The organism is Pseudomonas sp. G11-1, assembly GCF_024031555.1.
GTDB lineage: Bacteria > Pseudomonadota > Gammaproteobacteria > Pseudomonadales > Pseudomonadaceae > Halopseudomonas > Halopseudomonas bauzanensis.
The window spans coordinates 211,859-230,055 of sequence record NZ_QEYQ01000003.1 but is presented as its reverse complement, the minus strand read 5'-3'; the positions used below and the strand labels follow the sequence as shown (position 1 = coordinate 230,055).

Here is an 18,197-nt window from a genome sequence, read left to right as displayed (position 1 = left end):
GACGGCAATCCATGAGCAACCAACGGCAATATCCACGGACGATGATGAAGTGCCGGATCAAGATCACCCACCCGGCGATCGGCTCCCTGACCGCCCAGACCCGCGACCTGTCCGATGGCGGCGTCTTCGTCGAGCATCCTGACCTGGCCGCGCTGGCCGTCGGCGATGAGGTTACCGGGCAGGTGCAGGATATGCCGATCGAGGCGCCGGTTCTGCGTATGGTGATCCAGCGGGTGGTGCCAGGCCAAGGTGTAGGCCTGGCCTTTCTCGACGAGGCCTGATCAGCGCTGCCAGAACATCGGCGTCAGCAACACCAGCAGGGTGAAGACTTCCAGACGGCCCAGCAGCATGGCGAAGCTGAGAATCCATTTGACCGTCGCCGTCATGTCGCCGTAGTGCGCGGCCACGTCGCCCAGACCCGGGCCCAGGTTGTTCATGCAGGCGGTCAGTGCCGAGAAGGCGGTAACAAAGTCCAGGCCGGTGCCGAGCAACAGCAGGAACAGCAGGGCGAAGGTGAACACATACACCGAGCAGAATCCCCATACCGCTTCCACTACCCGATCGCCCACCGGCTTGCTGCCCAGCTTGACCGGAAATACCCCGTTGGTATGCAGCAGCCGCTTGATCTCCCGCACGCCCTGCTTGAATACCAGCACCACGCGGATCACCTTCATGCCGCCACCGGTGGAACCGGCACAGGCGCCGACGAAGCTGGCATACAGCAGCATGAACGGCAGCACCGAGGGCCAGGAGGCGAAGTCGGTGACGGTGAAACCGGTGGTAGTGGCAATGGACACCGTCTGGAAAGCGGCAAAGCGCAGTGACGAAGCGACATCGTAGTATTGGGAGTAGCTCAGCAGCGCGGCGCTGATGACGAACAGTCCCAGCAGGATCAGCAGATAGGTCCGGCACTCGGGATCCTGCCAGTAGCTGCGGATCGAGCGAAAACGCCAGGCGGTGAAGTGCAGGGCGAAATTGATCCCCGAGATGACCATAAACAGCACGCAGATCAGCTCGATGAGCGGACTATCGTAATAACCGATACTGGCATCGTGGGTAGAGAAGCCGCCGATGGCCACTGTCGAAAAGCTGTGGCCAATGGCATCGAACAACGACATTCCAGCCAACCAGTAGGCGCCGGCACAGGCCAGCGTCAGACCGGTGTAGATGAACCAGAGCACCTTGGCGGTTTCGGCTATGCGCGGGGTCAGCTTGTTTTCCTTCAGCGGGCCGGGCATTTCGGCGCGGTACAGCTGCATGCCGCCGACACCCAGCAGCGGCAGGATGGCGACCGCCAGCACGATGATGCCCATGCCGCCGAACCATTGCAGCTGCTGTCGATAGAACAGCAAGGAGCGTGGCAGGGTATCCAGCCCGGTAATCACCGTGGCGCCGGTGGTGGTCAGCCCGGAAAAGGATTCGAACACCGCATCGGCTACCGTCAGATCGGGCAATTCCAGCAGGTACAGCGGCACCGCCCCGAACAACCCCAGTACCAGCCAGAACAGCACGGTGATCAGGTAGCCATCGCGGGTACGCAATTCGTTGCGCCGGTGGCGCACTGGCAGCCACACCAGCAGGCCGATGACCAGGGTGATGGCAAAGCCAACCAGGAACGCCTCCCGCGCGTGCTCGCCATAATGGAAGCCGACCGCGGCGGCCGGCAGCATGCTGGTGGAAAACAGCATCAGCAGAATGCCGAGGATGCGCTGGATCTGGGAATACTGCATGCGCTCGCTTACCTGTGCCGAGTCAGAGGAAGGTCAGCCCGACCTGGAACAACCGCTCGACATCGCGGGTGTGCTTCTTGTCGATAACGAACAGGATCACATGATCCTCGGATTCGATCACCGTGGTGTCATGGGCAATCAGTACCTCCTCCTTGCGCACCACCGCGCCGATGGTGGTGCCCGGCGGCAATCTGATCTCGCTGATCGCCTTGCCCACCACCTTGGAGGAGCGGGCGTCACCATGGGCGACCACTTCGATGGCTTCCGCCGCGCCGCGGCGCAGCGAGTAGACATTGACGATATCGCCGCGACGAACGTGCGTCAGCAGAGTGCCGATGGTGGTCTGCGAAGGTGAGATGGCAATATCGATCTGGCCGCCCTGCACCAGATCCACATAAGCCGGGTTGTTGATCAGCGCCATCACCTTGCGCGCCCCAAGCCGCTTGGCCAGCATCGAAGACATGATGTTGGCCTCGTCGTCGTTGGTCACCGCACAGAAGATATCGACTTCCTCGATATTCTCTTCCACCAGCAGCTCCTGGTCCGAGGCGCTGCCATACAGCACGATAGCCTTTTCCAGGTTTTGCGACAGGTAATCGGCGCGGGCCCGGTTGTTCTCGATGATTTTCACCCGGTAACGGGTTTCGATGGCCTCGGCCAGGCGTTCACCGATGTTGCCGCCACCTGCGATCATGATGGTCTTGTGGCTCTTTTCAACTCGGCGCAGTTCACTCATCACCGCGCGGATATCCTGCGAGGCGGCAAGGAAGAACACCTCGTCATCGGCTTCGATGACGGTATCCCCCTGGGGGGTGATTGGCCGGTCGCGGCGAAAGATGGCCGCCACCCGGGTATCCACATTGGGCATGTGCTGGCGCAGATAGCGCAGCTCCTGGCCCACCAGGGGGCCGCCGTAATAGGCCCGCACTGCCACCAGCTGCACCTTGCCGCCGGCAAAATCCAGTACCTGCAGCGCGCCGGGATTCTGAATCAGCCGCTTGATATAAGTGGTGACGGCCTGCTCGGGACTGATCAGCACATCGATGGGAATGGCTTCGTTCTGGAACAGCTCACCGCGGATGAGGTACGCCGACTCGCGGATACGGGCAATCTTGGTCGGGGTACGAAACAGGGTGTAGGCCACCTGGCAGGCAATCATGTTGGTTTCGTCACTGCTGGTGACGGCGATCAGCATGTCCGCATCATCAGCCCCCGCCTGGCGCATGACGGTCGGCAGCGAGCCGCGCCCCTGCACCGTGCGGATATCCAGGCGATCGCCCAGAGCGCGCAGACGTACCGTGTCGGTATCCACCACCGTGATGTCGTTGGCTTCGCTGGCCAGTTCGGCGGCCAGGCTGCTGCCGACCTGACCCGCACCGAGAATGATGATCTTCATGGCTAGTCCCTGCTGTCAGGCCCAGTGTAGCTGCTGGCCGGTGCGTTATTGGCGATTTTCAACAATTTGGCCAGATAGAAACCATCATGGCCATCCGGCTGGGGCAGCAACTGCCGTCCGCACGGCTGCTCGAGACCGTAAGGGCCTGCAATGGGAAGTTGGCGGGCGCCTGATTGGCGGGCCAGAAAGGCGTCGATCACCTGGGTATTCTCCTGTGGCAATACCGAGCAGGTGGCATAGACCAGAATGCCGCCGACCGCCAGGGTGCGCCATACCTGATCGAGCAGTTCGCCCTGCAGCGCGGCCAGTGCGGCGATGTCGTCCGGCTGGCGGGTCAGCTTGATATCGGGATGGCGACGGATCACGCCGGTGGCCGAGCAGGGCGCATCCAGCAGAATGCGATCGAAGGGCTGCCCATCCCACCAGGCGTCCAGATCGCGCCCATCGGCCGCCTTGAGAGTTGCACTCAGGCCCAGGCGCTGCAGATTGTCTCGCACCCGTTCGAGCCGGGCCGGCTCCAGATCCAGCGCAACGACTTCCTGCAGCCCGGGCTGCAATTCGAGAATATGGCAGGTCTTGCCGCCGGGGGCGCAGCAGGCGTCCAGTACCCGCTGGCCGGGCTGCAGCTCCAGCAGCGGCGCCGCCAGCTGAGCCGCCTCGTCCTGCACGCTGACCGCGCCGGTGGCAAAACCGGGCAGCTGCTGCACATCACAGGCCTGAGCCAGGGTTACCCCGTCGGCGCTGAACGGGCAGGGCGTGGCCGCGATGCCGGCCTGCTGCAACTCTTGCAAATAGGCATCGCGGCTGGTCTGCCGCCGATTGACCCGTAGGGTCATCGGTGGGTGCAGATTATTGGCCGCACAGAGCGCTTCCCAGTGCTGTGGCCAGACCTGCTTGAAGGTCTTCTGCAGCCACCGCGGATGGGAGACGCGAATCACCGGGTCGTGCTCCAGTTCTGTCAGCAGGGCGACACCCTCGCGCTGGGTACGACGCAGTACGGCATTGAGCATGCCCTTGGCCCAGGTTTTCTTCAGGGTGACGGCCAGCTGCACGGTCTCGGCAATGGCTGCATGGGGTGGTACCCGGGTATACAGCAACTGGTACATGCCGATCAGCAGCAGGACATGCAGGTCGCGGTCGGCGGCTTTCAGCGGTTTCTGCAACAGGTGACCGGCCAGGCCATCGAGGCGCTGAAACCAGCGCGCGGTACCCAGCGCCAGCTCCCGGGCCAGGGCATGGTCACGCGGCACTACCTGCTTGAGCTGTGCCGGCAGGCTGCTACCCAGTGATGCCTTGCCGGCCATCACGGTAGCCAGCGCATTGGCCGCGGCCAGGCGCGGACTCATTGACCGTTGGCCAGCAACTGGCCTGGGGCGAACTGCTCGCGCCGGGCGTTGTACAGATCGGCAAAGGCCAGCGGCTTGCCACCGGGCAGTTGCAGCCGGGTCAGGCGCAGGGCGCCGTCACCGCAGGCGACCAGCAGGCCCTGCTTGCTGCAATCGAGAATTTCGCCGGGCTGGCCGGTACCGGCTTCCGGCTGGGCCGCCCAGACTTTCAGCGGCTGATCCTGCCAGCGGGCATGGGCCAGCGGCCAGGGATTGAAGGCGCGGATCAGGCGATCCAGTTCGGTCGCCGGGCGGGCCCAGTCGATGCGCGCATCGGTCTTGCCGAGCTTGTGTGCGTAGGTAGCCAGGTCATCATCCTGCACCTCGCCGTCCAGTGTCCCGGCGGCCAGGCCATCAATGGCCTGCAGTACCGCCTGTGGTCCCAGCTCGGCGAGGCGGTCGTGCAGACTGCCGCCGGTATCCGCGGCGCTGATCGGTGTGTTCACCTTGAGCAGCATCGGCCCGGTATCCAGCCCCGCCTCCATGCGCATCACGGTCACGCCGCTGGTGCTGTCACCGGCTTCGATGGCCCGCTGAATGGGCGCGGCACCGCGCCAGCGTGGCAACAGCGAAGCATGGCTGTTGATGCAACCCAGCCGCGGGATGTCCAGTACCGCCTGGGGCAGGATCAAGCCGTAGGCGACGACGACCAGCAGATCCGGCTGCAGCGCGGCCAGTTCGGCCTGGGCCTCGGGCGCACGCAGGGAAACCGGTTGGTACACCGGCAGCTCATGTTTGAGCGCCAGCGTTTTGACCGCGCTCATGGCCAGCTTCTGACCGCGCCCGGCCGGCCGGTCCGGCTGGCTGTAGACGGCGGCGATATTCAGGCCGGCTTGCAGCAGCGCCTGCAGATGGGCGGCGGCAAATTCCGGGGTGCCGGCGAAAACGATGCGAAGATCAGAGCTGTTCATGAAATGGCCTTGTTGGCTCGGCAAGCGGTTACCGAGGGATCATCCGGGTAAAGAAAAGGCTTGCCGGAGCAAGCCTTCTGACCTGAAGGGCTCAGGCGTTGGCCTGCGCCTTATGCAGCTTCTCCAGTTTCTTGCGGATGCGGTCACGCTTGAGGTTGGACAGATAATCCACGAACAGCTTGCCATTCAGGTGATCGCATTCATGCTGGATGCAGACCGCCAGCAGGCCTTCACAAACGATGTCGAAGGCTTGGCCGTCACGGTCCAGCGCTTTGACCCGGACGCGCTCGGGGCGGATGACCGTCTCGTAGAAACCGGGTACCGAGAGGCAACCTTCCTGCATCTCTTCGAGATCCTCGGTCAGTGGCTCCAGCTCCGGATTGATGAAAACCCGCGGTTCGCTGCGGTCTTCCGAGAGATCGATGACAATGACGCGTTCATGCACGTTGACCTGTGTCGCAGCCAGTCCAATCCCTGGGGCTTCATACATGGTTTCAAACATGTCATCGACCAGTTGCCGGATGCGCTCATCAACAACGTCGACCGGCTTGGCGATGGTACGCAGCCGGGGATCGGGAAATTCTAAAATATTCAATATGGCCATGTCGGTTTGTGATGCACGTTGTAGAACTGTTTCGTAAGGTGCTGCTAATATGCACGCAGCTTGGAAGTATAGCTGGTTCACGTGCCGGAGAAGGCGCGGGACCTTGGGTGCTGGCCTCTATAATAAAGGGATTCATGTCATGAGGAAAACATTACTCGGCCTGTTGCTGCTCTCGATGAGCATTCTGGTGCAGGCCCAGGAGTCGGTGTTCAGGGAAAACCACCCCGAGCGTTACCAGGTAGTCAGAGGCGATACCCTGTGGGATATTGCTGGTCGGTTTCTCAATCTGCCCTGGAAGTGGCCGGAAATCTGGCACGCCAACCCGCAGATCAACAACCCCCACCTCATCTACCCCGGCGACATCATATCGCTGGTGTACATTGATGGCCAGCCACGGCTGATGGTTGACCGCGGCCAGGGTGGTACCATCAAGCTGTCGCCTACCGTGCGGTCCTCGGCTGTGGCCGAAGCCATTCCGACCATTCCGCTGGAAGCCATCAACGCGTTCCTGAATGCCGGACGCATCATGGATGACGCCGAGCAGCTGGAAGCCGCGCCCTATGTCATCGGCGGTGAAGCGGAAAGCGTGGTAGCCGGTGCCGGCAATCGCGTCTATGCCCGTGGTGATATAGATGAAACCATCCCCGCCTTCGGCCTTTATCGCCGTGGCAAGGCCTATACCGATCCGCAGAGTGGCGACTTCCTCGGCATCCACGCCCAGGAAATCGGTAACGCCGACGTGCTTGCCACCGAGCGCGATATCACCACGCTGATGGTCACCCGCAGCCGCCAGGAAGTGCGCATCGGTGACCGCCTGCTGGAGACCGAAGAGCGGGCTGTGGCCTCCACCTTCTTCCCCAGCGATCCGGAAGATGAAATCGATGGCCTGATTCTCGACGTGCCCAACGGTGTGACCCAGATTGGCCAGTATGACGTGGTCATTCTCAACAAGGGTGCCCGCGACAATCTGCAGGAAGGCAACGTATTGGCGATCTACAAGACCGGCGAAGTGGTTCGCGACCGGGTGCAGAACGAGCGGGTGCAACTGCCCGACGAGCGCGCCGGCCTGTTGATGGTATTCCGCGTCTATGACCGCATGAGCTACGGCATCGTGCTCAACGCCCAGCGCCAGCTGGCAATCATGGACAAGATCCGCAATCCCTGATGATCACACCCCCGCCCGTTTTCGGGCGGGGGTGTGTGCCGTTCTCAGCCCTTCATTCGTTCCGCAGAAGGCTGATTCCATGCCCCTCGATCTGACCGACCGCCGGCAAGCCTGGCTGGCCCTGAGCATGCTCGGGCTGGGCCCTGCCGTGCGGCGCGAGTTGCTCGACCAGCATCCCGACCCCATCCGGATATTCGGCGCTGATGTGCTGACCCTAGGTAGCCTGGGGCTGAATCGGCGCACCCAGAACGCCATCCTGCAATGCCAGCAGGGCGATAGTCCGATACTGGAGCGTGTCGAGCAGAGCCTGCAGTGGCTAGAGCAACCGGGCTGCCATCTGCTGACCTTCGACGATCCGGCGTACCCGCCGCTACTGCGGGAAATCACCGATCCGCCGCTGGTGCTGTTCGTGCAGGGCGAGCCGGCGCTGTTGGCGGACCCGCAACTGGCCATGGTCGGCACCCGCCATCCCGGTCCGCAGGGTGCCGCCACCGCCCGGGCCTTTGCCCACAGCCTCGCCGACAGCGGCCTGGTCATCACCAGCGGCATGGCGCTGGGCATCGACGGCGCAGCTCACCAGGGTGCGCTGGATGCCGGCGGGCAGACTATCGCGGTATGGGGCACGGGGCTGGATAATTGCTATCCACGGCGGCATCGCCGACTGGCCGATGCGATTGTCGCCGCCGGCGGCGCGCTGGTTTCTGAACAGCCCCCGCGCACCGCCCCGCATGCTGGTCTGTTTCCTCTGCGCAACCGCATTATCAGTGGCCTGAGTATGGGCACTCTGGTGGTCGAGGCCAGCCTCAACAGCGGCTCACTGATCACTGCCCGGCTGGCCATGGAGCAGAATCGCGAGGTGTTCGCCATGCCGGGCTCGATCCACAATCCGCAGGCCCGCGGTTGCCATCGCCTGCTGCGCGATGGTGCCACCCTGGTGGAAACCACCGCTGATATCCTCAGCGTGTTGCACCTGCCGCTGCGCGACGCCATTGCCGCAGCGGACGAGCCGCCCGTCACCGAGCACATCCGGCATCCCTTGTGGCGCTGGATCGGCCATGATCCGGTAACGGCTGATTGGCTGGCCGGACAAAGCAACCTGCCGGTTCACCAGGTGCTGCAGGGGCTGATGGAGCTTGAATTGAGCGGCTATGTGCAACACACGCCCCACGGTTATTCCCGCAGTGGCCAGCTGACCGGCACTCGCTGAGTGCAATACTTCCTTGAGCCCGGCCGCTGGCTCGGCTAATGTCGCCTCTCGCAAATCAAAGAGGTGGACTATGCTGGCGGGTTGGCGGTTGGGGCAGATACGAAGGGTGCTGCAGGCTGGAGGGGTGATCGCCTATCCAACCGAGGCGGTCTGGGGGTTGGGCTGCAATCCGTGGAAAGCCGAGGCGGTGGAGCGGTTGCTGTGGCTCAAGCAGCGACCGGTAGAAAAGGGCCTGATTCTGGTCGCCGGCAGTGCCGAGCAGTTCGAATTCCTGCTGTGGGATCTGCCGCACAGTCAGTTGGCTAAACTGCAATTGTCCTGGCCCGGACCGAATACCTGGCTGGTTCCGCACCAGGGCCGTCTGCCGCCATGGATTACCGGTAACCACGCCACCGTCGCCCTGCGCGTCAGCGACCATCCGCTGATTCGTCAGCTGACGGCCGCGGCCGGCCCGCTGGTCTCCACCTCAGCCAATCCCGCCGGCCGGCCGGCGGCCCGCACACGCCTGCGCGTAGAGCAATATTTCCATGATCGCCTGGACGATATCGTGCCCGGTGCTTTGGGTGCGCAGCGCAATCCCAGTATCATCAGGGATCTGCAAACCGATACCGTCATCCGCTCAGCCTGAGAGAGTCACTGATGAATACGATTCCCGATGCTACCGATGTGGCTGCCGTCAAAGATTATCTGATGAACCTGCAGGATCGCATCTGCGCGGCACTGGAGCAGGCTGACAGCCGTGGCCGGTTCGTCGAGGACAGCTGGGAGCGCCCCGGTGGCGGCGGTGGCCGTTCGCGGATTATGGAAAACGGCGCGCTGCTGGAAAAGGGCGGCGTCGGTTTCTCCCATGTTTTTGGCGACGGCATGCCGCCATCGGCCACGGCCCATCGGCCGGAGCTGGCTGGGCGCAGCTTCCAGGCCATGGGCGTATCCCTGGTGATGCACCCGGACAACCCCCATGTGCCCACGTCCCACGCCAACGTGCGCTTTTTCATTGCCGAGAAGGAAGGCGCCGAGCCGGTCTGGTGGTTCGGCGGCGGTTTCGATCTGACGCCCTATTACGCCAGCGAGGAAGACTGCATCCATTGGCATCGCATCGCCCGCGATGCCTGCGCGCCCTTCGGTGACGAGGTCTATCCGCGTTACAAGAAGTGGTGCGATGACTACTTTTATCTGCGCCACCGCGACGAAGCTCGGGGCATCGGCGGGTTATTCTTCGATGACCTCAACGAATGGGGGTTCGAGCGCTGCTTCGAATTCATGCGCGCCATCGGCGATGCCTATCTCGAAGCCTACCTGCCGATCATCGAGCGTCGTCGTCATACCGCCTGGACCGAGCAGCAGAAGGCCTTCCAGGAATATCGTCGCGGCCGTTACGTCGAATTCAACCTGGTCTGGGACCGGGGCACGCTGTTCGGCCTGCAGTCGGGTGGGCGCACCGAGTCGATTCTTATGTCGCTGCCGCCGACCGTGCGCTGGGGCTATAACTGGGAGCCTGAGCCGGGCAGTGCCGAAGCGCGCCTGCTGACCGAGTTTCTGCCGCCGCGCGACTGGCTGAAGGGGGCGAATTGATGGACCGCTATGCCGTGATCGGCAACCCGATCGCTCACAGTAAGTCACCATTGATCCACGGCCTGTTCGCCCGGCAGACCGGCGAGCAGCTGCAGTACGAGGCGCTGTTGGCGCCGCTGGATGATTTCGCCGGCACTCTGCGGGATTTTCTGCAAGAGGGTCGTGGCGTCAATGTGACCGTCCCCTTCAAGGAACAGGCCTGGGCGCTGGTCGATAGCCGCACGCCGGCAGCCGAACGGGCCGGTGCGGTGAATACCATCCAGCGTCTGGACGACGGCAGCCTGTTGGGCGACAACACCGATGGCAAGGGCCTGGTGCGGGATATTCAGCATAACGCCGGGTTGCCGCTGGCCGGCAAGCGGATCTTGCTGATTGGCGCCGGTGGTGCCGCGCGGGGCGTCATCCAGCCTCTGCTCGAAGCCGGGCCGGCGCAGCTGTGCGTGGTCAACCGTACGGTGGAGAAGGCCGAACAGCTGGCCATGCTATTCAAGGACCAGGGTCCGATCAGCGCGGCCGGCTTCGACTGGCTGGAGGAATCAGTGGACCTGATCATCAATGCCACCTCCGCCAGCCTGGACGGCCAGCTACCGCCGCTGCCCCCCAGCCTGATCCGTCCGGGGCACACCTGGTGCTACGACATGATGTATGCCAGTGAGGCGACGGTCTTCAATCGCTGGGCCGCCGAGCAGGGTGCAGCGCGCTGCATCGACGGCCTGGGCATGCTGGTGGAACAGGCCGCGGAAGCCTTTTTCCTGTGGCGCGGTGTGCGCCCTGACACCGCCCCGGTGCTGGCCTCGCTGCGGCAGCGCGGCTGAGCATCAACTGTTGCTTACGCCCGGCGCGGTATCAGCAGTGACAGCATGAACAGCCCTGCTGCGCTTACCACGATCGACGGCCCGGCTGGCGTATCCAGATTCCACGACAACGCCAGCCCGCCGAGCACTGCAACACAACCCAGACAACTGGCACCAACCGCCATCTGTTCCGGCGTGCGTGCGTGGCGCTGAGCGGCGGCCGGCGGGATGATCAACAACGAAGTGATCAACAGCACGCCCACCACCTTCATCGCCACCGCAATGACGATGGCGATCAGCAGCATCAATGCCAGGCGAATGCCGCTGACCGGAAGGCCTTCGACCCGCGCCAGCTCCTCATGCACGGTTACTGACAGCAATGGCCGCCACAACCAGGCCAGCAACACCATGACGACCACCAGTCCGCCGAGCATCCAGTTCAGATCCGCCGAGGTGATCGCCAGCAAGTCACCAAACAGGTAGGCCAGCAGGTCCACTCGCACATTGTCGGTCAGCGCCAGCACCACGATACCCAGTGACAGGGTGCTGTGGGCCAGGATCCCCAGCAGGGTGTCACTGGCCAGCCATTTGCGGTTCTGCATGGCCACCAGCAATACTGCCAGCAATACGCATCCGGCCGTTACCGCCAGGGTCAGGTTGAGCTGCAGCAGTATGCCCAGCGCCACACCAAGCAAGGCGGAATGGGCCAGGGTGTCGCCGAAATAGGCCATGCGCCGCCACACCACGAAGGAGCCCAGCGGGCCCGCCACCAGCGCCAGCCCGAGCCCCGCCAATAACGCATAGAAAAGAAAGTCAGGCATGTTTGCAGGTAGATCCGTCCGGATGATGATGGGGAGCGTCGATGACTTCGCCATGCATGTCATGGCTGTGGTCGTGGTGATGGTTGTAGACGGCCAGGGCGCTGGCCTGTTCGCCGAACAGGGCGACGAAGGCCGGGTCGGTACTGACCTGTTCCGGCCGGCCGGAACAGCAGACATGGCGGTTCAGGCAGACCACCGTATTGGTTGTCGCCATCACCAGATGTAGATCATGGGAGACCATCAGCACCCCGCAGCCGTAACGATCGCGCAGTCGGGTGATCAACTGATACAGCTCGATCTGGCCATTCACATCCACTCCCTGCACCGGCTCATCCAGTACCAGCAGGTCAGGTTGGCGCAGCAGAGCACGGGCCAGCAGAATGCGTTGCTGCTCACCGCCGGATACCTGCTGCAGCGGGCGTTGCGCCAGGTGAGCTGCACCGACTTCTTCCAGCGCGGTCAGCGCAGCGGCGCGCTTGACGCCGGGCGCCAGCAACAGAAAGCGCAGCACCGTCAGCGGCAGGGTGGCATCGATCTGCAATTTCTGCGGCATATAGCCGATCCGCAGACGCGGCTGACGCTGGAGCTTGCCACTGTCGGCCTTGAGCAGGCCGAGGACGATACGCACCAGGCTGGTCTTGCCGGCCCCATTGGGGCCAATCAGCGTGACGATCTCGCCACGACGTACCTGCAGGGAAATGTCTTCGAGAATGGCATTGCCATGCCGTTGCAGACCGATTCGGCTGAGACTGAGCAGCGTATCGCTCATGCCGCCTCCCGGCACTGACTGCACAGGCCGGCGATTTCCACGGTTTCCGCTTCCACAGAAAAATCCATCTGGTCTGCGACCTTGGCAATGGCCGGATGGATCAGCGACTGGTCCAGCTCGATGGCGACCCGACAATTGCGGCAAATGAGGAAGTGGCCCTGGTGGGTGTGTTCCGGACTCGCGCAGCCGATAAAAGCGTTCAGTGACGCGATGCGGTGCACCAGTCCCTGCTCCTGCAGGAAGTCCAGTGCGCGGTAAACCGTTGGCGGTGCCGGCCTGCGGTCGTCCTCACGCGCCAGGGTTTCCAGCAGATCATAGGCGCCCAGCGGTCGATGGCTTTGCCAGACCAGTTCCAGTACGCGCTTGCGCAGCGCGGTCAGTCTTGCCCCGGCCCGCTCGCAGACCTGCTCGGCGGCGCTCAGCGCATCGCTGACGCACTGGCTGTGGTCATGGGGACAGTGGGGGTGTTCCGGCAAAACGAATTTGTTCATGCGGGCCCTATAGCGAATTTGACGATGACTGTTATTATATAACAATTCTACATCCGAGGTATGTCCGATGATCCTGCGTTTCCTGCTTGCCCTGGCCTGCGGGCTGAGCCTGTCTTTTCCCGTGACGGCTGCTACACCCAGCGTGCTTACCAGCGTCAAGCCGTTGCAATTGATAGCCGCCGCTGTGCTGGACGGTATCGCCGAGCCTGAAGTACTGCTGCCGCCAACGGCCTCGCCGCACAATTATGCTCTGCGTCCATCCGACCGACGGCAGATCGCCGCGGCCGACCGCCTTTACTGGGTGGGCCCGGAACTGGAGCGCTTTCTGCAGAATCTGCTCGACACTCAGTCCGCCGCCCGCCGGCTGGACCAGGTTCCCGGTCTGACCCTGCGCAGCTTTGATGGAGCGCAGCACGCCGACAACAATCATGACCATGACCATGACCATGACCATGACCATGACCATGACCATGACCACGGCACGCATGACCATGGCGATCACCAACACGCGCCGGGGAGCCTGGACCCGCATATCTGGCTGTCCGCCGCTAACGCCAGCCAGATTGCCCGCTGGATGGCTGTCGATCTGGCGCAATTGTATCCTGAGCATGCCGATCGAATGCAGCGTAACGCAGCTGAGTTCAGCCAGCGACTCGATCAGTTGCAGGCGCAGCTGCAACAACGCCTGCAGCCCCTGGCCGGCAAGCCCTATTTCGTTTTTCATGATGCCTATGGCTATCTGGAAGACAGCGTCGGTCTGCGGCCGCTCGGCGTATTCACCCTGTCGATGGAGCTGCAGCCCGGTGCTCGGCATCTGCATGAGCTGCGCCAACAGCTGGCCGCTGCCGGTCCGAGCTGTGTCTTCCGGGAACCGCAGTTCCCCGCCGAGCGTCTCGCCACCCTGAGCGCCGGCATGCCGGTACATGAGGCTGAACTGGACCCGATGGGGACCACTATTTCTGCGAGCTCCGGCAGCTACGAGCAACTGCTTGAATCCCTGGGCAATGCCCTGGCCGACTGTCTCGAAGCACTCTGATCCTGTTCCGATCCTCCTGTCGCTCCGTTCTGCGCCCGGCTCAAGCTTCAGGCTAGCCGGGCCGATATAGAGGTATCCAAAGCACCCCATGTTGAAAGCGAAGCATGGGGTGTTTTTCCGTATACACCTGCTGACAGGAAAAGGTGCATGATTAATTTGCGCAATATCTCGATTGCCGCCCGGTTGACTGGCGGCTTCGTTGCCATGGCTGTCGTCGTTCTGTTGTTGGGTTTCATGGCACTTCGCGAGACCAGCAGTATTCACGACCAGACGATAGAAATAGAGCAGGTATGGCTGCCCAACCTGCAGGAGCTGAACAGTCTCAATCAGAACTTCATGCGGTATCGGATATATGCCCTGCGCTCGCTGCTGTCCACCGACCCGCAGGACATCCGCCAACAACGCCAGCGTATGGGCACGCTGGAGCAGAACCTGATGGAAGCGGAGGCTGCTCTCGATCAGGCCATCACCTCACCTCATCCGCAGCGCATTTTCGATGATTATCATCAACAGCGGCTGAACTACATGACCGTGGCGGGTGAGATGGCCGTTGAGTTGGATGCCGGCAATCGCGAGCGGGCATTGCAGATACTCGATCAGCAACTCAACCCCATTGCCGATGCCGCCACCGCCCAACTGATTCAGCTGGAGACGTTGATTATTGCCGGCGCCAATACCGCCGCGGCGCAGTCTGAGCAGAGTTATCAGTCCGCGATCCGCCAGGTCATCCTGGCCATTGTGATAGCCACGGCGTTGACGCTGCTGCTGGCCTGGCTGCTGACCCGCAGCATCATTGCGCCGATCCGGCAGGCGCTGCAAGTCAGCGAGGTGATAGCCACCGGCAACCTGACCCAGCAGATTCACGTGACCGGCCGCGACGAAGCGGCTCGACTGCTAAGGGCTCTGGCAGATATGCAGGGCAAGTTGCGCAACACCATCCAGGGTATCGCCAACTCTTCCTCGCAACTGGCCTCGGCCGCCGAGGAGCTGAATGCGGTCACCGAAGATGCGACCCGCAGCCTGCAGCGACAAAATGATGAAATTCAGCAGGCAGCCACAGCGGTCAATGAAATGAGCGCGGCGGTGGAAGAAGTCGCCGGCAACGCCGTGCAGACCTCCGAGCAATCCCAGAGCACTGCGGCGAGCGCCAATCAGGGCGGTGAACAGATCGCCCAGACCCAGATCAGCATGCAGCAGCTGTCGGACAATATCCACTCCACGGCCAAGGAGGTCGAGGCGCTGGCCAGCCATGCGCAGCACATCAGCGGCGTGCTGGATGTGATTCGCGCCGTGGCCGAGCAGACCAATCTGCTGGCGCTGAATGCCGCCATCGAGGCGGCTCGCGCAGGTGAACATGGCCGGGGATTTGCGGTAGTGGCCGACGAGGTGCGTGCGCTGGCCCATCGTACTCAGCAGTCGACCGCAGAAATCGAGGCGATGATCGGCAATATCCAGCAGGGCAGCGAGCGCACCGTGGCGGCCATGCAGATCAGCGATACCATGGCCGCCAGTACCCGGCAACAGTCGCAGCAGGCCGGTGATGCCTTCGCGCTGGTATCTGCTGCCGTCAGCCAGATCAATGAGCGCAACCTGGTTATTGCCAGCGCTGCCGAGGAGCAGGCCCAGGTGGCCAATGAGGTCGATCGTAATCTGGTGAATATCCGGGATCTTTCGACCCAGACAGCCGCTGGCGCTGAGCAGACCAGCGCTGCCAGTCGCGAGCTGTCACGCCTGGCAGTGGAACTCAACGAGCTGGTGACCCGCTTTCAGACCTGAGCGGCGGCTGGCGAAAGGCAAGCCGGGCGGCGCAAGCCCGCCCCGGCTTCAGGTCCCCTTGTTACCCAGAATGGCGGTGAGCAACCCGGGGAAGCGGCTGTCCATCTCTTCCCGGCGCAGGGAATTCATATGGCTGGTGCCTACGCCATAGGTGCAGACCAGGCCCGCGTCGCGAAGCACCCGGAAGTGGTGGGACATGCTCGATTTGGGCCGGCCACCGTCCAGTTCGCCGCAACTGGCCTCGGCTACCTGGGCCAGGCGTTGCACGACTTCCAGACGCACCGGATCACTCAGCGCATAGAGCACACGCTCGAGTACGAACTGATCGGGAGCAGGATGTTTGAAAGGTCTCATGACAATAATTCTACCTTGGGGTTTGTCTTTGATCCATTGTTCGAATAAAATCGAACAACTCATCCCCATCACAGGAATTGTTCATGTCCGCGTTATTCCAGCCCTTCACCCTGAAGGACATCACCCTGCGCAATCGGATTGCCGTACCTCCCATGTGTCAGTACCGCGCCGTCGATGGACTGGTGAACGACTGGCATCTGCAGAACTATGCCGGCATGGCCCGCGGTGGAGCCGGCCTGGTCATTGTCGAAGCCACTGCCGTGGCGCCGGAAGGGCGCATCACTCCCGATTGCGCCGGTATCTGGAACGATGAATTGGCCCAGGCGTTCATTCCGACCGTCCGGGCAATCAAGCAGCACGGAGGCGTGCCGGGCATCCAGATCGCCCACGCCGGTCGCAAGGCCAGTGCCAATAATCCCTGGGAAGGGGACGACCACATCGCCAACGACGACGCGCGCGGCTGGCAGACCATCGCGCCCTCCCCCATTGCCTTTGGCGCAAACCTGAGCAAGCAGCCGCAGGAAATGACCCTGGACGATATCGCCCGGGTACGTGATGACTTCGTCGCTGCTGCCCGGCGCGCGCTGGAAGTCGGTTTCGAGTGGCTTGAGCTGCACTTTGCCCATGGCTATCTGGCGCAGAGCTTCTTCTCCGAGCATTCCAATCAGCGCACCGATGCCTATGGCGGCAACTACGAGAACCGTAGTCGCTTCCTGCGTGAAACCTTCGCTGCGGTGCGCGAGGTATGGCCAGCGCATCTGCCACTGACCATGCGCTTTGGCGTGTTGGAATTTGATGGCAACGACGAGCAGACCCTGACCGAGTCCATCGACCTGACCCGCCGCTTCAAGGAAGGTGGACTGGATCTGATGAGCGTCAGCATCGGCTTCAACATTCCCGAGGCACGGATTCCCTGGGCGCCAGCCTTTATGGGCCCCATCGCCGAGCGGGTACGTCGCGAAGCGGGTATTCCGGTTGCCTCGGCCTGGGGCTTCGGTGAGCCGCATATTGCGGAAAAAGCGGTACAGGATGGCCAACTGGACCTGGTCATGGTCGGCAAGGCACATCTGGCCAACCCGCACTGGGCCTACTACGCCGCCCGGGAACTCAAGCTTGAAAAGGCATCCTGGGCGACCCTGCCTGCGCCCTATGCCCATTGGCTGGCGCGCTACTGAGCCGCTGGCCGGTGTCGAGAGGGAACTCGACACCCCATGGTTTCAGAAGGCGTGGTTACAGCGCCAATGGCAACCCCACCGCAATAGTCCCATGCGCCTCCAGCAGCCGCTGGAAGTGCGTCGGCTCCTTGATCAGCACACCGCTGTGTTCGGCATGACGGTCGGCGGCCAGCTGCCGTGATAACCAGAAGCGCAGCGCCGCCAGGCGTAGCAGGTCAGGCCAGTGTTCCGCTTCCAAGGGGGTAAAGCGTCGGTGGCTGGCATAACCGGCCAGTAGCGCTTCGGTGCGCCGTTCGTCCAGGCCGCCCTCGTCTGCCAGGCACCAGTCATTCACGCAGATGGCGACGTCATACAGCGTCCAGCCGCTGAAGGCATTGTAGAAATCGATGATGCCGGTCAGGTGATGGCCATCGAACAGCACGTTATCGCGGAACAGGTCCCCATGCAGTACCGCCTCGGGCAGTATCGGTCGTTGCTGACGCAGCCGGTCCAATACCGGCAGCATGGCATGCAGCGTGGCGCGGGCCCGCGGCTCGCAGCGCTCAAGCAGCGCCCGGGTCTCGGTGGTCATCCACGCCAGTCCCCGATCGCTTGGGCGCAGCAGACCGCTGGTCGCCGTGGCATCATGCAGTCGCGCCAGCGTCTGGCCGACCGCCTGGCAATGGCTGGCATCCGGGGTATCGATATGCCGCCCCGGCAACCTTGGCTGCAACAATGCCGGTCGATCATTGAGACGATGCAGGGCGATAGCGCTGCGGTCGCGCAGGGCATAGGGCACCGGCAAGCCAGCCTGCTGCAGGCGGTCGAGCAACTGGATGAAAAACGGCAGTTCGGCGATCGGGCCACGTTCGACCAGGGTCAACACGTATTCGCCCCGCTCGGTGGCGACGAAGAAGTTGCTGTTCTCGGTGCCGCCGGCGATGCCGCTGTAATCGATCAGCCGGCCGAGCTCGAAGCGCTGCAGAAAGTCTTCCAGTTCAGGTCGCTCGACCGGAGTGAATACCGACATGT

Annotated in this window: 18 protein-coding genes and 2 pseudogenes; 10 read left to right on the top strand and 10 right to left on the bottom strand. The window is 62.8% G+C overall.

Annotation, left to right across the window (positions count from 1 at the left end; genetic code table 11):
• Nucleotides 1-11 precede the first annotated feature (11 nt).
• Nucleotides 12-281 (top strand): PilZ domain-containing protein, encoded by a 270-nt coding sequence (locus DHB74_RS11325; protein WP_036991581.1) that lies wholly within the window; start codon nt 12-14, stop codon nt 279-281.
• On the opposite strand, the gene DHB74_RS11320 is transcribed toward DHB74_RS11325, so the two are convergent.
• The 5 genes from DHB74_RS11320 to def all read right to left on the bottom strand — a co-directional run bounded on the left by DHB74_RS11320 (nt 282) and on the right by def (nt 6,026).
• Complete coding sequence (locus DHB74_RS11320) at nt 282-1,730, bottom strand: TrkH family potassium uptake protein (protein ID WP_136868559.1); 1,449 nt, start codon at nt 1,728-1,730, stop codon at nt 282-284. It abuts the gene before it with no gap.
• Between the two features lie 22 nt (nt 1,731-1,752).
• The gene (gene trkA / locus DHB74_RS11315; protein WP_499161492.1) at nt 1,753-3,126 is read right to left on the bottom strand and encodes a Trk system potassium transporter TrkA; all 1,374 of its coding nucleotides are present in this window, start codon (nt 3,124-3,126) and stop codon (nt 1,753-1,755) included.
• 2 nt (nt 3,127-3,128) lie between these two features.
• Entirely contained in the window at nt 3,129-4,472 is a 1,344-nt protein-coding gene (rsmB, locus tag DHB74_RS11310) for a 16S rRNA (cytosine(967)-C(5))-methyltransferase RsmB (RefSeq protein WP_499161491.1), read from the bottom strand.
• Nucleotides 4,469-5,422: a methionyl-tRNA formyltransferase gene (gene fmt, locus DHB74_RS11305; RefSeq protein ID WP_499161490.1), complete on the bottom strand. Its 954-nt coding sequence runs from the start codon at nt 5,420-5,422 to the stop codon at nt 4,469-4,471. The genes rsmB and fmt overlap by 4 nt, the downstream gene beginning before the upstream one ends.
• A 91-nt stretch (nt 5,423-5,513) precedes the next feature.
• Complete coding sequence (def, locus tag DHB74_RS11300) at nt 5,514-6,026, bottom strand: peptide deformylase (RefSeq protein WP_036991574.1); 513 nt, start codon at nt 6,024-6,026, stop codon at nt 5,514-5,516.
• Between the two features lie 139 nt (nt 6,027-6,165).
• On the opposite strand from def, the gene DHB74_RS11295 reads away from it, so the two are divergent.
• From DHB74_RS11295 to aroE, 5 genes are all read left to right on the top strand, one after another.
• Nucleotides 6,166-7,191: a LysM peptidoglycan-binding domain-containing protein gene (locus DHB74_RS11295; RefSeq protein ID WP_036992081.1), complete on the top strand. Its 1,026-nt coding sequence runs from the start codon at nt 6,166-6,168 to the stop codon at nt 7,189-7,191.
• Between the two features lie 79 nt (nt 7,192-7,270).
• Complete coding sequence (dprA, locus tag DHB74_RS11290; protein WP_499161489.1) at nt 7,271-8,398, top strand: DNA-processing protein DprA; 1,128 nt, start codon at nt 7,271-7,273, stop codon at nt 8,396-8,398.
• 70 nt (nt 8,399-8,468) lie between these two features.
• Nucleotides 8,469-9,026 carry an L-threonylcarbamoyladenylate synthase type 1 TsaC gene (tsaC, locus tag DHB74_RS11285; protein WP_074779049.1) on the top strand — a complete coding sequence of 186 codons (558 nt, stop codon included), beginning with the start codon at nt 8,469-8,471 and terminating at the stop codon, nt 9,024-9,026.
• Nucleotides 9,027-9,037: 11 nt separating this feature from the next.
• Complete coding sequence (hemF, locus tag DHB74_RS11280; protein WP_499161488.1) at nt 9,038-9,970, top strand: oxygen-dependent coproporphyrinogen oxidase; 933 nt, start codon at nt 9,038-9,040, stop codon at nt 9,968-9,970.
• Nucleotides 9,970-10,785 (top strand): shikimate dehydrogenase, encoded by an 816-nt coding sequence (aroE, locus tag DHB74_RS11275; RefSeq protein ID WP_499161486.1) that lies wholly within the window; start codon nt 9,970-9,972, stop codon nt 10,783-10,785. The genes hemF and aroE overlap by 1 nt, the downstream gene beginning before the upstream one ends.
• Nucleotides 10,786-10,799: 14 nt before the next feature.
• Here the strand turns inward: aroE and znuB are convergent, their stop codons facing one another.
• The 3 genes from znuB to DHB74_RS11260 are packed head-to-tail and all read right to left on the bottom strand — an operon-like array spanning nt 10,800 to nt 12,845.
• Nucleotides 10,800-11,585, bottom strand: coding sequence for a zinc ABC transporter permease subunit ZnuB (gene znuB, locus DHB74_RS11270; RefSeq protein WP_036991568.1), 786 nt, complete (start codon nt 11,583-11,585; stop codon nt 10,800-10,802).
• A complete protein-coding gene (znuC, locus tag DHB74_RS11265) occupies nt 11,578-12,354 on the bottom strand; it encodes a zinc ABC transporter ATP-binding protein ZnuC (RefSeq protein WP_499161485.1) in 777 nt (258 codons plus the stop codon). Before znuC ends, znuB begins: the two co-directional genes overlap by 8 nt.
• Nucleotides 12,351-12,845, bottom strand: coding sequence for a Fur family transcriptional regulator (locus DHB74_RS11260; RefSeq protein WP_036991566.1), 495 nt, complete (start codon nt 12,843-12,845; stop codon nt 12,351-12,353). Before DHB74_RS11260 ends, znuC begins: the two co-directional genes overlap by 4 nt.
• Before the next feature lie 67 nt (nt 12,846-12,912).
• Here DHB74_RS11260 and znuA point away from each other — a divergent pair, with 67 nt between their 5' ends.
• The 3 genes and pseudogenes from znuA to DHB74_RS11245 all read left to right on the top strand — a co-directional run.
• Nucleotides 12,913-13,881 (top strand): zinc ABC transporter substrate-binding protein ZnuA, encoded by a 969-nt coding sequence (znuA, locus tag DHB74_RS11255; RefSeq protein WP_499161484.1) that lies wholly within the window; start codon nt 12,913-12,915, stop codon nt 13,879-13,881.
• A 147-nt stretch (nt 13,882-14,028) separates the two neighbouring features.
• Nucleotides 14,029-14,574: pseudogene (locus DHB74_RS11250) on the top strand (MCP four helix bundle domain-containing protein); the annotation flags it as partial.
• Nucleotides 14,572-15,657 (top strand): annotated as a pseudogene (locus DHB74_RS11245) (methyl-accepting chemotaxis protein); the annotation flags it as partial. The pseudogenes DHB74_RS11250 and DHB74_RS11245, both read left to right, overlap by 3 nt.
• Before the next feature lie 48 nt (nt 15,658-15,705).
• Here the strand turns inward: DHB74_RS11245 and DHB74_RS11240 are convergent.
• Nucleotides 15,706-16,011 carry an ArsR/SmtB family transcription factor gene (locus DHB74_RS11240; protein ID WP_036991565.1) on the bottom strand — a complete coding sequence of 102 codons (306 nt, stop codon included), beginning with the start codon at nt 16,009-16,011 and terminating at the stop codon, nt 15,706-15,708.
• A gap of 83 nt (nt 16,012-16,094) precedes the next feature.
• Between DHB74_RS11240 and DHB74_RS11235 the strand changes: the two genes are divergently transcribed.
• Nucleotides 16,095-17,186: an NADH:flavin oxidoreductase/NADH oxidase gene (locus tag DHB74_RS11235; protein WP_499161483.1), complete on the top strand. Its 1,092-nt coding sequence runs from the start codon at nt 16,095-16,097 to the stop codon at nt 17,184-17,186.
• Between the two features lie 55 nt (nt 17,187-17,241).
• Here DHB74_RS11235 and DHB74_RS11230 read toward each other — a convergent pair whose 3' ends face one another.
• Nucleotides 17,242-18,195: a homoserine kinase gene (locus tag DHB74_RS11230; protein WP_136868551.1), complete on the bottom strand. Its 954-nt coding sequence runs from the start codon at nt 18,193-18,195 to the stop codon at nt 17,242-17,244.
• Nucleotides 18,196-18,197 lie beyond the last annotated feature (2 nt).

What these genes read in the sequence shown, in the direction of transcription:
- DHB74_RS11325 (WP_036991581.1), top strand. Translation starts at nt 12, where the DNA reads ATGAGCAACCAACGGCAATATCCACGGACGATGATGAAGTGCCGGATC.
- DHB74_RS11320 (WP_136868559.1), bottom strand. Translation starts at nt 1,730, where the DNA reads ATGCAGTATTCCCAGATCCAGCGCATCCTCGGCATTCTGCTGATGCTG.
- trkA (WP_499161492.1), bottom strand. Translation starts at nt 3,126, where the DNA reads ATGAAGATCATCATTCTCGGTGCGGGTCAGGTCGGCAGCAGCCTGGCC.
- rsmB (WP_499161491.1), bottom strand. Translation starts at nt 4,472, where the DNA reads ATGAGTCCGCGCCTGGCCGCGGCCAATGCGCTGGCTACCGTGATGGCC.
- fmt (WP_499161490.1), bottom strand. Translation starts at nt 5,422, where the DNA reads ATGAACAGCTCTGATCTTCGCATCGTTTTCGCCGGCACCCCGGAATTT.
- def (WP_036991574.1), bottom strand. Translation starts at nt 6,026, where the DNA reads ATGGCCATATTGAATATTTTAGAATTTCCCGATCCCCGGCTGCGTACC.
- DHB74_RS11295 (WP_036992081.1), top strand. Translation starts at nt 6,166, where the DNA reads ATGAGGAAAACATTACTCGGCCTGTTGCTGCTCTCGATGAGCATTCTG.
- dprA (WP_499161489.1), top strand. Translation starts at nt 7,271, where the DNA reads ATGCCCCTCGATCTGACCGACCGCCGGCAAGCCTGGCTGGCCCTGAGC.
- tsaC (WP_074779049.1), top strand. Translation starts at nt 8,469, where the DNA reads ATGCTGGCGGGTTGGCGGTTGGGGCAGATACGAAGGGTGCTGCAGGCT.
- hemF (WP_499161488.1), top strand. Translation starts at nt 9,038, where the DNA reads ATGAATACGATTCCCGATGCTACCGATGTGGCTGCCGTCAAAGATTAT.
- aroE (WP_499161486.1), top strand. Translation starts at nt 9,970, where the DNA reads ATGGACCGCTATGCCGTGATCGGCAACCCGATCGCTCACAGTAAGTCA.
- znuB (WP_036991568.1), bottom strand. Translation starts at nt 11,585, where the DNA reads ATGCCTGACTTTCTTTTCTATGCGTTATTGGCGGGGCTCGGGCTGGCG.
- znuC (WP_499161485.1), bottom strand. Translation starts at nt 12,354, where the DNA reads ATGAGCGATACGCTGCTCAGTCTCAGCCGAATCGGTCTGCAACGGCAT.
- DHB74_RS11260 (WP_036991566.1), bottom strand. Translation starts at nt 12,845, where the DNA reads ATGAACAAATTCGTTTTGCCGGAACACCCCCACTGTCCCCATGACCAC.
- znuA (WP_499161484.1), top strand. Translation starts at nt 12,913, where the DNA reads ATGATCCTGCGTTTCCTGCTTGCCCTGGCCTGCGGGCTGAGCCTGTCT.
- DHB74_RS11240 (WP_036991565.1), bottom strand. Translation starts at nt 16,011, where the DNA reads ATGAGACCTTTCAAACATCCTGCTCCCGATCAGTTCGTACTCGAGCGT.
- DHB74_RS11235 (WP_499161483.1), top strand. Translation starts at nt 16,095, where the DNA reads ATGTCCGCGTTATTCCAGCCCTTCACCCTGAAGGACATCACCCTGCGC.
- DHB74_RS11230 (WP_136868551.1), bottom strand. Translation starts at nt 18,195, where the DNA reads ATGTCGGTATTCACTCCGGTCGAGCGACCTGAACTGGAAGACTTTCTG.